Source organism: Confluentibacter lentus (genome assembly GCF_002806995.1).
Classification (GTDB): Bacteria; Bacteroidota; Bacteroidia; order Flavobacteriales; family Flavobacteriaceae; genus Confluentibacter; species Confluentibacter lentus.
Genome location: NZ_NIHE01000006.1, coordinates 44,797 through 59,320 on the forward strand (window position 1 = coordinate 44,797; position 14,524 = coordinate 59,320).

16 protein-coding genes are annotated in these 14,524 nt (G+C 32.7%); 5 read left to right on the forward strand and 11 right to left on the reverse strand.

Annotation, left to right across the window (positions count from 1 at the left end):
- Nucleotides 1-2: 2 nt before the first annotated feature.
- From CDH50_RS11590 to rho, 6 genes are all read right to left on the reverse strand, one after another.
- Complete coding sequence (locus tag CDH50_RS11590) at nt 3-764, reverse strand: YoaK family protein (RefSeq protein ID WP_100612445.1); 762 nt, start codon at nt 762-764, stop codon at nt 3-5.
- Nucleotides 748-1,239 carry a hypothetical protein gene (locus tag CDH50_RS11595; RefSeq protein WP_100612446.1) on the reverse strand — a complete coding sequence of 164 codons (492 nt, stop codon included), beginning with the start codon at nt 1,237-1,239 and terminating at the stop codon, nt 748-750. Before CDH50_RS11595 ends, CDH50_RS11590 begins: the two co-directional genes overlap by 17 nt.
- A gap of 4 nt (nt 1,240-1,243) precedes the next feature.
- Nucleotides 1,244-1,729 carry a hypothetical protein gene (locus CDH50_RS11600; protein ID WP_100612447.1) on the reverse strand — a complete coding sequence of 162 codons (486 nt, stop codon included), beginning with the start codon at nt 1,727-1,729 and terminating at the stop codon, nt 1,244-1,246.
- Nucleotides 1,730-1,824: 95 nt separating this feature from the next.
- Complete coding sequence (locus tag CDH50_RS11605; RefSeq protein ID WP_100612448.1) at nt 1,825-3,195, reverse strand: sensor histidine kinase; 1,371 nt, start codon at nt 3,193-3,195, stop codon at nt 1,825-1,827.
- Nucleotides 3,179-3,895 (reverse strand): response regulator transcription factor, encoded by a 717-nt coding sequence (locus CDH50_RS11610; RefSeq protein WP_100612449.1) that lies wholly within the window; start codon nt 3,893-3,895, stop codon nt 3,179-3,181. The genes CDH50_RS11605 and CDH50_RS11610 overlap by 17 nt, the downstream gene beginning before the upstream one ends.
- A gap of 113 nt (nt 3,896-4,008) precedes the next feature.
- A complete protein-coding gene (gene rho, locus CDH50_RS11615; RefSeq protein WP_100612450.1) occupies nt 4,009-5,664 on the reverse strand; it encodes a transcription termination factor Rho in 1,656 nt (551 codons plus the stop codon).
- A gap of 195 nt (nt 5,665-5,859) precedes the next feature.
- On the opposite strand from rho, the gene CDH50_RS11620 reads away from it, so the two are divergent.
- Nucleotides 5,860-6,270, forward strand: coding sequence for a DUF4293 domain-containing protein (locus CDH50_RS11620; protein ID WP_100612451.1), 411 nt, complete (start codon nt 5,860-5,862; stop codon nt 6,268-6,270).
- A gap of 77 nt (nt 6,271-6,347) precedes the next feature.
- On the opposite strand, the gene CDH50_RS11625 is transcribed toward CDH50_RS11620, so the two are convergent.
- Nucleotides 6,348-6,845 (reverse strand): metallophosphoesterase family protein, encoded by a 498-nt coding sequence (locus CDH50_RS11625; protein WP_100612452.1) that lies wholly within the window; start codon nt 6,843-6,845, stop codon nt 6,348-6,350.
- Between the two features lie 114 nt (nt 6,846-6,959).
- Here CDH50_RS11625 and truA point away from each other — a divergent pair, with 114 nt between their 5' ends.
- Together truA and CDH50_RS11635 are read left to right on the forward strand one after the other, a co-directional pair.
- Nucleotides 6,960-7,703, forward strand: coding sequence for a tRNA pseudouridine(38-40) synthase TruA (gene truA / locus CDH50_RS11630; RefSeq protein WP_100612453.1), 744 nt, complete (start codon nt 6,960-6,962; stop codon nt 7,701-7,703).
- The gene (locus CDH50_RS11635; protein WP_100612454.1) at nt 7,704-9,470 is read left to right on the forward strand and encodes an ABC transporter ATP-binding protein; all 1,767 of its coding nucleotides are present in this window, start codon (nt 7,704-7,706) and stop codon (nt 9,468-9,470) included.
- 4 nt (nt 9,471-9,474) lie between these two features.
- On the opposite strand, the gene CDH50_RS11640 is transcribed toward CDH50_RS11635, so the two are convergent.
- From CDH50_RS11640 to folP, 4 genes are read right to left on the reverse strand one after another with little or no spacing between them, the layout of a single operon-like run.
- Nucleotides 9,475-10,263 (reverse strand): DUF3667 domain-containing protein, encoded by a 789-nt coding sequence (locus tag CDH50_RS11640; protein WP_100612455.1) that lies wholly within the window; start codon nt 10,261-10,263, stop codon nt 9,475-9,477.
- Entirely contained in the window at nt 10,264-11,049 is a 786-nt protein-coding gene (locus CDH50_RS11645) for a diadenylate cyclase (protein WP_100612456.1), read from the reverse strand.
- Nucleotides 11,050-11,085: 36 nt separating this feature from the next.
- The gene (locus tag CDH50_RS11650; protein WP_100612457.1) at nt 11,086-11,769 is read right to left on the reverse strand and encodes a hypothetical protein; all 684 of its coding nucleotides are present in this window, start codon (nt 11,767-11,769) and stop codon (nt 11,086-11,088) included.
- A gap of 53 nt (nt 11,770-11,822) precedes the next feature.
- Entirely contained in the window at nt 11,823-12,647 is an 825-nt protein-coding gene (gene folP, locus CDH50_RS11655; protein WP_100612458.1) for a dihydropteroate synthase, read from the reverse strand.
- Nucleotides 12,648-12,809: 162 nt separating this feature from the next.
- On the opposite strand from folP, the gene CDH50_RS11660 reads away from it, so the two are divergent.
- Together CDH50_RS11660 and CDH50_RS11665 are read left to right on the forward strand one after the other, a co-directional pair.
- Nucleotides 12,810-13,349, forward strand: a complete 540-nt coding sequence (locus CDH50_RS11660; RefSeq protein ID WP_100612459.1) for a DUF1599 domain-containing protein — start codon at nt 12,810-12,812, stop codon at nt 13,347-13,349.
- Nucleotides 13,350-13,425: 76 nt separating this feature from the next.
- Nucleotides 13,426-14,520: a BT_3928 family protein gene (locus CDH50_RS11665; RefSeq protein WP_100612460.1), complete on the forward strand. Its 1,095-nt coding sequence runs from the start codon at nt 13,426-13,428 to the stop codon at nt 14,518-14,520.
- The last annotated feature ends 4 nt before the right edge of the window (nt 14,521-14,524 follow it).

Consider the following 14,524-nt stretch of genomic DNA (forward strand, 5'->3'; position numbering starts at 1 on the left):
GTTTAGGTGGTTTCTAAAAGAACCTTCCTTAATTTACTGGTTCTTTTTACGCGGATGTATTTTGTTACTTTAAGTTTATAATACTCATACAAGATAATAAATCCAATAACCGCACTTACAGCAAAGAACACTAAAAATTTGGCTTCATAGTAAATAACGCCCGCTACAATTCCTCCAGCTAAGTATGAAGCTGCAATGGCTAGCAGCACATTGAATTTAGAACGTAACTGTTTATTTTGTCTGTACTTCTTTTTAGTAAACATGGCTGTTAGAATTCCAACATCTGTAGTCAATCCAGTTAAATGTGTCGTTTTTACCGAAAAGTTTGAAATACTAGCTGTTAATCCATTTTGTATGCCCATGGCGAAAAGCATGGTTGCTACCATTATCTCTGTTTCGGATAATGTTTCCCGATAATGGAAATGTCCATAATAACCAACTGCCAATAAACAAATAATTTCTATTATTAATGGAGCGGAATGAGCCGCATAAGAGTTTTTCTGATTATAATTTATAATAATAATGTTGGAAACAAAGTTCCCTATAAAGAACATAAAGATCCATGCAAAAACCACAGAAGCTTGGTACCAATTCCCTTTTGAAATCTCTTCGGCCAATATGGCATAATGCCCGGTAACGTTGGAAGTAAAAGCAAAAAATATGATTAGGGATGTAACATTTACCATGCCAGCAGAAAAAGCCGAAAGTGACCCCAATTGGATGTTGTCCTTTAATGTTCTACTATTACTAAATTTTCTGAGCATAGTTGTCTTCTTTTATTTTTTCAAAAGTCATTTTCACAATACCTTTGGCCTGTATGTCTGTACTGAAATAGAGAACCATTTTATCATTATTTAAGACTTGAATATTGTAATGTTCAATTTTATTGGTTTTGTGCGATAGTTCTAAAATATTACCTCGTCCTTTCATGGTCCATGATAATGTTTCATTGTTCGTATCCGATGTCAACTCCAGATTTCCGCCTGATAAGAAATTCCAAACTTCGGCTTCATGTATGATTAATTCTTTACATATTTCAGTTTTTATTGCGTTACTTATTTTTTTATCGAAATTGGCATTTTCTGATTTTTCGTATTCCCAAGATATTTCTTTCCAAGAGCCTTCAATATGCTCTGTTGGAGAGACCAATACCATAGTATTCACAATGGAAATTATAAATCCGACAACCAATAAAACGGTGGAAATTAAAACGATAAGATTTGAGTTTTTTATATTCATAATCTTATGAGGTTAGAAGTTTGAATAAGCTGCTTCCTTGTGCAGACGTTGCATATTCTTTTGTGTAGCTAACAGTTTCTGTAAGCAAATTGGATTTTTTTATAAATGGTACGATGTCAAACCCTTGTTTGTAATTATAATCCATAGCTTCATCAGATTCAGGGATTACCGAATAATCGATTTTGTTTCCTTCAATATAGTTATTAAATGCGTTTTGGTTAAATCCATGAAAAAGTTCAACCCTGAGGGAATTAATTTTAGAACTGTATTTGTTCATGATAATTTCTTTAGCTTCGGTAAATTCGTCGTCTTCCAATTCTTTTAGGACACTTTTTGTGGAGTAGAAAAGAAGATCGGATATAGACCATGATAGCCTTTTTCCGTAGCCAAGGATGATATTTACTTTTTCGTCTTTTTCGCTATTTAAAGCGTTTTTTAAAATAGATATGGAGTCTGCAGTAAAATCAGTTGGGATAAGAATTGTTTTCATAGATATTGCTTTTTTGTTATTTTGTTTGAAGCAAATCTATACCTACGGTTTTAAAAGGGTTTTAAAATGAGATTAGAATGAGATTAGAAAATATGTTAAGAAAATTTAAAAAGAGGCAGTTTTATTTCAACTATGGTTTCAACGTTTTCTTCGGAAGATACAATTAATTCGCCATCATGCATTTTTATAAGGTTTCTGGTAAGGGGTAAACCAATACCATATCCTTCATGAATGCCAACGTTTGAAGCTCTGAAGAAAGGATCGTATATATAAGGCATATCTTTTTTTGGGATTCCTATACCATGGTCCTTGATAATGATGATGGCATAGGTATCTGAAACCGCTAAAGCGACATATACATCTTTTTTATCAGAATACTTGCAGGCATTAATCAGTAAATTTGAAATGGCAAGTTCCAATAATTGAGAATTTCCCATAATTTTAAGCTTATCCGATGTTTCAGGAAGCAAACTAAAATCTATATGTATTTTGTTATTGCTATAAAGCTTTTCAACAGTTTGAACGGCATCCAAAAGGACTTGGTCTACTCTTAATAACTTATTTTTTTGGACTTTCCCATTAAATCCTGTTTGCGCTAAATATAGGAGTGCTTGGGTTTTTTTGCTCAGTTTATCAGCCTCTTCAAGTATATTCGTTAATGCCGCTTCATAATCTTCAGTGCTTCTTTCCTTATTAAGGGTAACTTCTGCTTCTCCTATAATATTGGTTAATGGTGTATTAAGTTCATGGGACGCATTACTTATAAAATTGTTTTGCGTTTCAAACGATGCCTCCAACCTATTCAGCATATTATTAAAGGTAAGAGAAAGTAATCTTAGTTCTGCATTTTTTCTAGGAATATCCAAGCGTAAATTCAAATTTTTGGTGCTAATGGTGTTCATTTTTTTAATTATACTCCTTAATGGTTTTACAACCAAACGTGAAAAAAAGTACGATATTAGAAAAATAATAACAACCGAAAATATAATGGCGGTAATCAGGGAATTCTCTAAATAAGCCATGTGATGCGTGCTATAATAATTTTCGGCTGAAGCAAAAACCAAATAGTCTTTCTTTTCAGAAGATGTGTAATACACTAAAGAATAGAATGTTTTGTCCTTTTTATAAAATGCACGTTTTTCTTCTTTTCCTTTTTCTATAAAAGCATTTGGTAAGCCTAATTTTTTTAAATCTGCTTCAGCGGTATTACTATCTAAATCTACGATGGTTATCTTTTCGTTAGGTAACTCCTCTAAATATTCTTGCCTAATTTCCTGTATAGCTCTGGTATCATTTCCGCTTTCTAGTTGTATGGTTGCCGATGTTATTGCTCTAATTTCAAGTCTTTTATAAAAATCATCATAAGAATAGTTGGCTATGGAGTAATAGATGAAGCCACTAAATATGAGTGTAAATAGTAAAAAGATGGATGATAATAATAGAATGATTTTATTTTGTGTTTTCATCTGGTTCTTTTAGTACATAGCCCATGCCAATAATGGTTTGTATTAACCTCACTGAATTTGGACGCTCTAATTTTTTTCTTAGATAATTTATATAAACATCAACTACATTGGTTCCAAGATTAAAGTTTATCCCCCAAACATGATCTAAAATAGTATTCCGGGAAATGACCCGTTCTTTATTATTTAAAAACAGAAGTAATAATTTATATTCAGTTAATGTTAGGGATAATTCCATGCCATTTCTTTTAACGATTTTTTTTGAATCATTTACCTCAATATCTGAATAGGTGTAAATATCTTCTTCTTCAGGGTTAAATTCGTAATCCTCAGAGCGCCTTATTAAACTGTTTATTCTGGCTGTTAATTCAATGAATTTGAAAGGCTTCACTAAATAATCATCGGCACCAATATCCAATCCAAGGGCTATATTTTCAACGCTTCCAAGTGCAGTTAGGAATAATATAGGAACTTGTTGATTGCTGTTCCTTATTTTCTTACAGATTTCAATTCCATTAATATCAGGTAACATGATGTCGATAATAATCAGATTGAATTTATTGCCAAGGGCCCAATCAAGTCCGTGTTCGCCATTTAAAGCTATCGTTACCTCAAACCCTTTTTCGGTAAGTCCCTTGTTTATAAAGGCGCATACTTTGGTGTCATCTTCAATAAGTAATATTTTCTTTTTCGAGTTTGGCATATGATAAATATAAAACTTTACCGATTTAAATATAGCTATAAATTGGATTTCAAAAAAAATGCTTTTGAAATGGTCTTTTCAAAAGCATTTTATATAAATTTTTTAAAAAGCTTTTATCCGTTCATGGATATTAAAAACTCTTCATTATTTTTAGTTTGTTTAAAACGTTCGTTAATGAATTCCATGGCTTCAACAGGATTCATATCCGCAAGGTATTTACGCATTACCCACATACGTTGAATGGTATTTTCATCCAATAATAAATCATCACGACGTGTGCTTGAAGATGTCAAGTCAATGGCAGGGAATATTCTACGGTTCGATATTTTTCTGTCCAATTGAAGTTCCATATTACCAGTTCCTTTAAATTCCTCGAAAATCACTTCGTCCATTTTAGAGCCTGTTTCTGTGAGAGCAGTAGCAATGATAGTTAAAGAACCACCATTTTCAATGTTTCGGGCAGCACCAAAAAAACGTTTTGGTTTGTGTAACGCATTGGCATCAACACCGCCACTTAATATTTTACCAGAGGCTGGTTGCACGGTATTGTAAGCTCTTGCTAAACGCGTAATGGAATCTAAAAGAATCACCACATCATGTCCGCACTCAACCAAACGCTTTGCTTTTTCTAAAACGATATTGGCGATTTTCACGTGCTCATGAGCTTCTTTATCAAATGTTGAAGCAATCACTTCGCCGCGCACATTACGTTGCATATCTGTTACCTCTTCAGGACGTTCGTCAATAAGCAATATCATTTGGTAAACCTCAGGATGATTAGCAGCTATAGCATTCGCCACATCTTTAAGCAACATGGTTTTACCTGTTTTAGGTTGTGATACAATCATACCACGCTGTCCTTTTCCAATAGGAGAAAACAAATCCATGATTCTTGTAGAAATCGTGCTTTGTTTTTCTGCTAATTTGAATTTTTCTTTAGGAAATAATGGCGTTAAATGTTCGAATGACACACGGTCTCTTACTACATTTGGATTCTGCCCATTAATTTTGCTCACTTTTATTAAAGGGAAATATTTTTCACCTTCTTTTGGAGGTCTTACGTGGCCTAAAACGGTATCGCCGGTTTTTAAGCCAAATAAACGTATTTGGGATTGTGATACATAAATATCATCTGGAGATGATAGGTAATTATAATCTGAAGATCTTAAAAATCCATAACCATCAACCATGATATCCAAGACACCTTCACTTTCTATAATGGCATCAAATTCAAAATCGGGTTCACGGTAACGATTTCTACTGTCTTTATTGCCAGCATCCACATTCCCATTTTTCTGATTTGGGTTTTGGTTTGGATTTTGATTAGGATTTTGGTTTTTATTTTTGTGTTGGGGAAGATTGTCTCTTTTTTGATGCGGTTTTTGGGCGTCTTTTGGTCTAGGATTCGGAACATTTTTTATAGGCTGTTCTTCTTTCTTTGGAGCTTCAATAGCAATAGGCTCGGAAGGAGCTTCATTTGTTACAGTCTCAACTACAGGTTTTTCTTCCCTCTTTGGTTGCGGTGTATTTTTAATAGGTTTTTGAACGCGAGCTCGCGGTTTTTTTACTTCATCATTAGATTTTTCCTCGCTAAACAATGTAGGTTCTACGGTGTTTTTCACAACTTTTGGGTCGGCTGCCTGTTTGTCTAATATTTGGTAAACTAAATCTTGTTTTTTTAATGTGCGGTATTTTGGTATGTCCAAATTTTGCGCAATCTCTTGTAAGTCAGAGAGTTTTTTATCGTTTAACTGTGAAATTTCAAACATTGATGTTGAATTGAATATTTTATTTTGAAAAAAAATTTGAATTATTCTGAAAAAATGATTTTTTAATCTGAAGAATTAACAACTTACTAGTGTGATTGTTGTGAATTGTTACTGCAATTATACAACTTATTTTTAATTTTTAGCACTAATTTTATAAAGAAACTATTATTTTTGCTTCCAAGTTTTTAAAACAATATGTTACAACGCATACAAACCATATATTTATTAATAGCTTCCATAATTTCTGGAGGTTTCATATTTATGTTCCCCATTTGGAAATTGAATGACGGAGTTGAGGTGTTTGCAATAAGCAGTACGTTATATTCAGGATTGTTTTTTGGTTCTACAATATTGTCATTAATAGCTATCTTCATGTTTAAAAACAGGAAGCTCCAGTTTGTTTTGGGGCGACTTGCCATCATATTAAACTTTATTTTACTAGGATTTTTTGTGTATCAATCTCTAACGGTATCTGGAGAGGCCGAGGCTTCTGAGAAAGGTATTGGGATGTTCCTTCCTATTGTTTCTATCGTTTTTTTGGCTTTGGCCAATAAAGCCATCAAAAAGGATGAAGATCTCGTAAAATCTGTAGATCGATTGCGATAAACCTAACATCTTAGTAGTATTAGTGCGTTAGCCCAAGGTGAAGATCTTGGGCTTTTTTACTTTAAATTAGAAATGTATCAATAGCGTTTTTCAAACTCTATCACTTCTAAATTTTCAATTTTACTGCCATCAATCGTAAAACGTAACATGGTACGTGTTTTATGAAATCCGTGTTTACCAACAGCCCCTGGGTTCATATGAAGCAGATTTAACTTTTTGTCTGGCATCACTTTTAAAATATGCGAATGTCCACAAATAAACAGTTTTGGCGGATTTAACCTAATTTCGTCTCTAATTCTAGCATTATAAGCACCCGGATAGCCACCAATATGGGTTATCCAAACATCTACATCTTCACACATAAAACGATTATTTTCGGGAAATTCCATGCGAATGTTAGTGTCATCAATATTTCCAAAAACAGCTTTTAAGGGTTTCAATTTTTTAATGGCATCGGTTACTTTTAAATCGCCAATATCTCCAGCATGCCAAACTTCATCCGCTTGTTTTACATATTTTAATATGTCATCATCTATATAGCCGTGTGTATCAGAAAGTAATAATATTTTTATCATAAAATCCGTTCCGCTGTAGCGGACATCTTTTTAATATTTAATTAAGAAAGCTAACTTCGCAAGATTAACAAAACTGTCTATCTTTGTCATTTTAACAAAAGTATTAAAAATAGCTTGAGGTATTTTATTGAACTTTCTTATAATGGTAAGGCTTATCATGGTTGGCAGAACCAGCCAAAATCTATTTCTGTACAAGAAGTCATAGAAGATAGTTTATCTAAATTATTAAGTGAAACCATAGCTATTGTTGGTGCTGGGAGAACGGATACAGGCGTGCACGCATCGCAAATGTTCGCTCATTTTGATACCGAAATGGCTTTTATGGAAGACGATTTGGTTTTTAAACTAAACTCTTTTTTGCCGAAAGATATTGCGGTGCATACTATTTTTAAAGTGAAAGCCGAAGCTCATGCGCGTTTTGATGCATTGAGCAGAACGTATTTATATAGGATTACATTAAAAAAAAATGTGTTTACTTTTGATAACGTTTTTTATGTGAAGCAAGATTTAGATGTTGACAAAATGAATGAGGCATCACAAACGTTGTTTCAGTATAAAGATTTTCAATGTTTTTCAAAAAGTAAAACAGATGTTAAAACCTTTGATTGTGATATTATGAAAGCAGAGTGGTTTTTTAAGGATGGCGAACTTCATTTTGTCATTAAAGCCGATAGGTTTTTACGTAATATGGTGAGGGCCATTGTTGGAACTATGATTAATATAGGCTTAGGTAAATTGAATCTAGACGATTTACATCATATAATTACATCTAAAAATAGGAGCGAAGCTGGTTTTTCTGTGCCTGCCCATGCGTTGTATTTAATAGAGGTTGCATATCCAAATAATTTAAAACTTTAAATGAGCAGTAAAAAGGAAAACAAGTTTGATGTTAATTTATTTTCGCGGTTGTTTAAATATATAAGGCCTTATACAGCAGTTTTTGTAGGTGTTTTAGTATCGGTGCTTATTATTGCTGTATTGGCGGCATTAACGCCTCATATTTTACAAATAGCAGTCGATGAAAATTTAGCAAAAGACAAACTTGAAGGGTTTTCATTCTACATTGTTTTAATGATCATCCTTTTAATTCTGGAGTTTGCATTTCAGCTTATATTTATCTATTATTCAAGTTGGCTAGGACAACATGTCGTGAAGGATGTTCGTGTGAAATTATTCAATCACCTACTTAATTTTAAAATGAAGTATTACGATAATTCTTCAGTAGGTGTACTTATTACCCGTTCTGTAACGGATATGGAACGTATTGCAGATATTTTTGGACAAGGATTATTTACCATTTTTAGGGAATTACTTACCATGATAGTTGTTTCTGGCTTTATGTTTTACAAAAGCTGGAAGCTAAGTCTCATCGTATTTATAGTGTTGCCTTTGTTGATGTACGCGACACGGTTGTTTCAAAAATACATGAAAATCGCTTTTGAGGATGTTCGTAATGAAGTATCAAACCTAAATTCCTTTGTTCAAGAGCGTTTAACGGGCATGAAAATACTCCAGCTTTTTGTCAGGGAAGATATTGAAAGTAAAAAATTCAGAGAGATCAATGAGCGTCATAAAAAAGCATGGTTAAAAACCATTTGGTACAACTCCATATTTTTCCCTATAGCAGATTTGGCATCGTCTCTAGCCATTGGTTTGGTAGTCTGGTATGCCGGTTTGGCCATGGTAATAAGCGATGGCGCAACGCAAGGTCTTATTTTTGCTTTTATCATGTACATACCTAAACTTTTTAGGCCATTGAGTAGGATTGCAGATAATTTTAACGCACTGCAAATGGGTATGGTCGCTGCCAATAGAGTTTTTAATATTTTGGATACGAATTCGCAAATTGATGATAAGGGCACTAAAAACATTACGCATTTTAAAGGCGATATTGTTTTTAATGATATTTACTTCAGCTACGTTGAGGATGAAACGGTTTTAAAAGGAGTGTCTTTTGAAGTAGAAGCAGGACAAACCGTTGCCATTGTTGGAGCTACGGGCGCAGGAAAATCTACCATTATTAATTTATTAAGTCGATTTTATGAAATTGATAAAGGTGTTATAACTGTTGATGGCATTGATATTAAAGATGTGACTTTGTTTTCTTTAAGAAATCAGATTTCAGTAGTTTTACAAGATGTCTTTTTATTTGCAGATACCATTTTAAGCAACATTACGCTTAATAAACCAAACATCACGGAAGCTGAAGTGCACCAAGCTGCGAAAGATATTGGCATCCACGATTTTATTATGAGTTTGCCCGATGGCTATCATTATAACGTAAAAGAACGCGGGGCCATGTTATCTTCCGGTCAGCGTCAACTTATTTCATTTTTAAGAGCTTATGTTTCAAATCCGAGTATTTTGGTTTTGGATGAAGCAACTTCTTCTGTAGATTCCCATTCAGAACAACTTATTCAAAATGCGACCGATAAAATAACAACGGGTAGAACATCTATTGTTATCGCTCACCGATTGGCAACTATCAAGAAAGCCGATAAAATTATTGTTATGGATTCTGGTGAAATCGTAGAGCAAGGTACCCACAATGAATTGCTTAAAAAAGAAAATGGATACTACAAAAATTTATATGAAGTCCAGTTTTTAAAGGAAGAAGTTATTTAATTTTTTATTTAGTGGGAGTGGGCATCAAATCTTGAAGGGATAGGTTTTCTGTAATAATTACTAAGATGATCATTATTATAGAGATCACCACGTAAAAGATGAAGCCCAAAGGCAAAAAAGCAAGTGTTTTCATTAGCATTTGTTTTCCATTTAGTTTAAATAACCTTTTTAAAAGAAAAATGTGATAAATAAACAATAGAAAAATAAATGATAAACTATAAGTCATATAACTTTTAGGGGCAATCAAAACAATGCTTACTGTAGAAAATATGGACACTATGGAAGAGAATGACATGGTGTATAAATAAATAACAACATGCTCCGTCAAATTGTATTTCTTATTTATAAACACCATCCAAGAAATAATTGCAAAAGCAGGGATTATAGTAAAGTATAACAACGAATTATAATCAAACATAAAATTAAATATAGCGTCATTAAGTTTTTCTTGTCCTTGATAACTAGTTATGCTTGACAAATCCATCCCTTCTTTCATCTTATCTTTCAAAAAGAATAAATAAAAACCAGAAAGTGTAAAGGAGATTGCTAAAAAACTAATAGGATTTATATACTTTTTTCTAACGCCGTCGGTATAACTTTCAATAACAACTTCTGGTTTTACAAATAAATGAATAACTGTTTGTATAAACTTATTATCGTAGTTTAAATAGGTTTCGGTAAAATGCTCTAATAAATTTTTGAATGTGAGCCTGTTTTTAATAACCTGAGCACCACAAGAATTGCAATATTGGCTTTCTTCGGTTAATAAACGATGACAATTTTTACAGTTCATTTAAGCCAAATCATTTTTAATAATTTCAGCAAGCTCCGCATTGTCTTTAAACAACACAAATTCGCCATCCTTAAAATAAGAAATATGCCCAGTTTCTTCACTTACAGCCAATGCTACGGCATCTGTTTTTTCGGTAACACCAATGGCAGCTCTGTGGCGTAAACCAAAACGTCGTGGGATCACCTTATCATTATTAACAGGAAGGATGACACGGGTTGCTTTTACAATGTTATTACTGATTATAATCGCGCCATCGTGTAGCGGACTATTTTTAAAGAAGATACTTTCTATAATGGGCTGTGTGACCTTAATATTCATTTCGTCACCTGTGGCGGTTAGGAAATCTAAATTATTATTACGTTCAAAAACGATTAAAGCTCCCGTTTTAGACATCGACATTTTATTGCAAGCGGAAATAATAGTATCAACATTGGTTTCATCGCCAGTTTCAGTTTGCAAAAATTTAAACTGACCTAAAATTTTTCCTTTTTTACTAAAATTGGTGGAACCAACCATGAGCAGAAATTTTCTAATCTCTGGCTGAAAAACCACAATAAGCGCAATAATTCCCACTTTCATAAACCCACCAAGAATACTGGTAAGCAAGGCCATATTTAAAAAATTAGTAAGTCTGAAAACCAGATAAATAATAATGATGCCAATAAAAATATTAATGGCGACCGTCCCTTTTATCAACTTGTAGATGTAATAGAGTAGAAGCGCTACCAAAAAGACATCTATAATGTCTATAACCGTAAATTTTAAAAGGTCTTTAAAGATTTCCAAAGGTAACTGGGTTTTGGTAAATTTAGTAAAATATGGTTAATTATATAAGAACTCTTGATTTGATATTTTAAGATTTTTAAAATCAGATTTTAACACCATGGATTTATAGGTAATGTACTCTTGAAAAGTCAGTTTTTCATTGAAATTAAAATACAACGTGCTTTCAATAGTATCCATTTTTTTTAAATCATTTATCAACTGGTTTTTGTTGGTCATTATTATAAATGGCTCGGAATTCGGATTGATAATGGAAATGTCCCCATTCAAATTAAAGCTAATGGGTTTTAAGTTTTTTGCATCTTCAAATTCTGAAATTTTTGCCATGTAGGTTTCAGAAGATTCTTCATGATAAATCACATCCGTAAACTCCATAAACCCAAGATTTTTTCTGCCCAAATCATTGCAGGTAAAATAATTTTTGGCATTTTCATTTTTGTGTTCCGAATTTTGCTTTTTATTCTGAAGAAATTTTAGTTGTGGAAACACTTGTTTTAAGGTTAAACGTTTATCAACATTTACTAACCAATTGGTGGTACTTATTAAGTTTTTTCTATTGAGTTCGAAACCTTCAGAATTGGATTTATCATAAAATAGATAAGCAGCAGATACATCACTTATTTCAGAAATATCTGAATGATTAATTTCAGGAAGTTGAACCACTTTATCCTTTCCGCAGGAAATAATAAATAGTAAAATGATGAGTAAGTATATATTTTTCATGGAAATAGACAACTAGGTAGTTATACGATTAATCAATTCAACAGTTAAACAATTCAACAACTTAAAGACTCAACTAATTTGATGCATTCCACAGCCTCTTTAACATCATGTACCCGTAATATGGAAGCGCCTTTTTGTAAAGCAATGGTATTCAAAACAGTGGTGCCATTTAAGGCTTCATCAGGAGTTGTTTGTAAAGTTTTGTAAATCATGGATTTTCTTGAAACCCCCACAAGGATTGGTTTTTCTAGTATTTTAAATAATTCCAAATGGTTTAATAAATCAAAACTTTGTTCGCATGTTTTTGCAAAACCAAAACCAGGATCGACAATAATATCTATAATTCCTAATTGTTTGGCAGCAGCTATTCTTTCCGAAAAATAAAACAAAACGTCTTTCACAAGGTTATCATAATCGGTTTGCTTTAGCATATTTTGCGGTGACCCTTTCATGTGCATCATCACATAAGGCACTTTCAAATTGGCAACGGTTTGTAGCATATTCTCATCCAATTTCCCAGCAGAAATATCATTAATTAAAGCAGCACCAGCTTCAATACATTTTTTAGCGATTTGGCTTCTAAAAGTATCGATGGAAAGTAAGGTTTCTGGGAATTTTTTCAGAATTAAATCAACAATAGGAAGTATGCGTTTTAATTCCTCATCTTCCTTAATATGTTCGGCATTGGGTCTAGAACTGTAAGCACCAACATCAATAAACGTAGCACCTTCATTGAGCATTTTTTCAACATGAATCAACACATTGGTTTCATTTTTGTGCTTTCCACCATCATAAAATGAATCTGGTGTGATGTTTAAAACACCCATCACTTTTGGTGATGTTAAATTGATAAGTTGCCCTTTGCAGTTAATAGTCATTTATATTGTTCTAAATTCAATGTTTTAGGTTCAAAGTTAAGCTAATTATTCAAAAAAAATGAAGCATGAAAACATGGAACTTAAAACTTTGAACTTTAAATTGTAGAAACTTTGAACTTTAAACTATTTAATCGAAATTTACAAAAAATTCAATTGATTTAAATGCAAGATACGTCGAAACAATATGATGCGGTTATAGAGATTTGTAAAAGTCTGTTCATAAAAAAAATGAGTGATTATGGAAGTGCTTGGCGGATTTTAAGATTACCATCATTAACCGACCAGATTTTTATAAAAGCCCAACGCATACGTAGTTTGCAGCAAAATGCTGTTAGAAAAGTAGATGAAGGTGAGGCTAGTGAGTTTATTGGCATCATCAATTATTGCATCATGGCATTGATTCAGTTGGATAAAGGTGTTGTGGAGCAACCCGATTTATCAGCTGAGGAAGCCACAAAATTATATTCTGAGAAAGTCGCTATCACCAAAAAATTAATGGAAGATAAAAACCATGATTATGGTGAGGCTTGGCGCGATATGCGGGTGAGTAGTTTAACCGATTTAATTTTGCAAAAACTATTGCGCGTAAAACAAATTGAAGATAATGCTGGAAAAACTTTGGTTAGCGAAGGCATTGATGCCAATTATCAGGATATGATAAATTATGCGGTTTTTGCATTAATTCATCTAAACGAAAAATAAATGTCATTCCTGCTCAGGCAGGAATCCAAAATAAAACTAATCAAATAAATTCCTGCCCACACAGGATAGCAACATTATGAAAATCATTATTCACATTTCAAGATTCTTAGTAGGAGCCTTATTTATTTTTTCAGGATTTATAAAATTGAACGATCCACTAGGGTTTTCTTATAAGTTACAGGAATTTTTCACCCCCGATGTTTTAAATCTTCCTTTTTTAGAACCTTATGCCTTATTAATCGCTGTTTTTGTAGTGGTTTTTGAAGTGGTTTTGGGCGTGTTTTTGCTGATAGGTTACAAGCCAAAATTCACGGTGTGGAGTTTGTTGATTATGATCGTATTTTTCACATTTTTAACCTTCTACGCATGGTATTTTGATAAAGTTAAGGATTGTGGCTGTTTCGGGGACTTTTTAAAGTTAAAACCAGTGGAGAGTTTTATAAAAGATGTTATTTTATTGGTTTTTATACTCATTCTATTTTTTGGCATCAAGCATATAAAACCCTTATTTGGCAAGTTGCCAACAACTATTTTAGCTCTATTGGGTTTCATTGTAAGTTTATGGTTTGCGTATCATGTATTAATGCATTTACCTTTAATTGACTTTAGGGCCTACAAAGTGGGAAATAATATTAAAGAAGGGATGAGTATTCCTGAGAATGCAGCAAAGCCCATTCAGGAATTTTATTGGAAATTTAAAATAAATGGCAAAGAAGAAATTATTACAACTGATGGGTCTTATCCAGAGGTAGATGGTGAATATATTAGTTATGAAAACAAAATTATAAGTGAAGGTTACCAACCACCTATTCAAGATTTTTCGATAGAAAGTGATGAAGAAGATTTAACCGACTATTTTTTAAGTGAAGAAAAACTAATTATGATTGTTTCTTATAGCTTAGAGCATATTGAAAGAGATTCTTTAAAGAAATTAAAAAAAATGACGGACGAAGCCATTAAAAAAGGATACACCGTCATTGGTTTAACAGCTTCGGGAGCAGATGCTAAAAAGAATATCAAAGACACTTATAAATTAGATTTCGATTTTTATTTATGTGATGAAAAAGCGCTAAAAACTGTGGTGCGCGCCAATCCAGGTATTTTAAAATTGAATAAAGGAACAGTCATTCAAAAATTACATTATAATGATATGGATGATTTGGAACTGTAGTTTA

Bases quoted from the DNA above. Each gene is read 5' to 3' on its own strand.
- CDH50_RS11590 (WP_100612445.1), bottom strand. From the start codon at position 764: ATGCTCAGAAAATTTAGTAATAGTAGAACATTAAAGGACAACATCCAA.
- CDH50_RS11595 (WP_100612446.1), bottom strand. From the start codon at position 1,239: ATGAATATAAAAAACTCAAATCTTATCGTTTTAATTTCCACCGTTTTA.
- CDH50_RS11600 (WP_100612447.1), bottom strand. From the start codon at position 1,729: ATGAAAACAATTCTTATCCCAACTGATTTTACTGCAGACTCCATATCT.
- CDH50_RS11605 (WP_100612448.1), bottom strand. From the start codon at position 3,195: ATGAAAACACAAAATAAAATCATTCTATTATTATCATCCATCTTTTTA.
- CDH50_RS11610 (WP_100612449.1), bottom strand. From the start codon at position 3,895: ATGCCAAACTCGAAAAAGAAAATATTACTTATTGAAGATGACACCAAA.
- rho (WP_100612450.1), bottom strand. From the start codon at position 5,664: ATGTTTGAAATTTCACAGTTAAACGATAAAAAACTCTCTGACTTACAA.
- CDH50_RS11620 (WP_100612451.1), top strand. From the start codon at position 5,860: ATGTTACAACGCATACAAACCATATATTTATTAATAGCTTCCATAATT.
- CDH50_RS11625 (WP_100612452.1), bottom strand. From the start codon at position 6,845: ATGATAAAAATATTATTACTTTCTGATACACACGGCTATATAGATGAT.
- CDH50_RS11635 (WP_100612454.1), top strand. From the start codon at position 7,704: ATGAGCAGTAAAAAGGAAAACAAGTTTGATGTTAATTTATTTTCGCGG.
- CDH50_RS11640 (WP_100612455.1), bottom strand. From the start codon at position 10,263: ATGAACTGTAAAAATTGTCATCGTTTATTAACCGAAGAAAGCCAATAT.
- CDH50_RS11650 (WP_100612457.1), bottom strand. From the start codon at position 11,769: ATGAAAAATATATACTTACTCATCATTTTACTATTTATTATTTCCTGC.
- folP (WP_100612458.1), bottom strand. From the start codon at position 12,647: ATGACTATTAACTGCAAAGGGCAACTTATCAATTTAACATCACCAAAA.
- CDH50_RS11660 (WP_100612459.1), top strand. From the start codon at position 12,810: ATGCAAGATACGTCGAAACAATATGATGCGGTTATAGAGATTTGTAAA.
- CDH50_RS11665 (WP_100612460.1), top strand. From the start codon at position 13,426: ATGAAAATCATTATTCACATTTCAAGATTCTTAGTAGGAGCCTTATTT.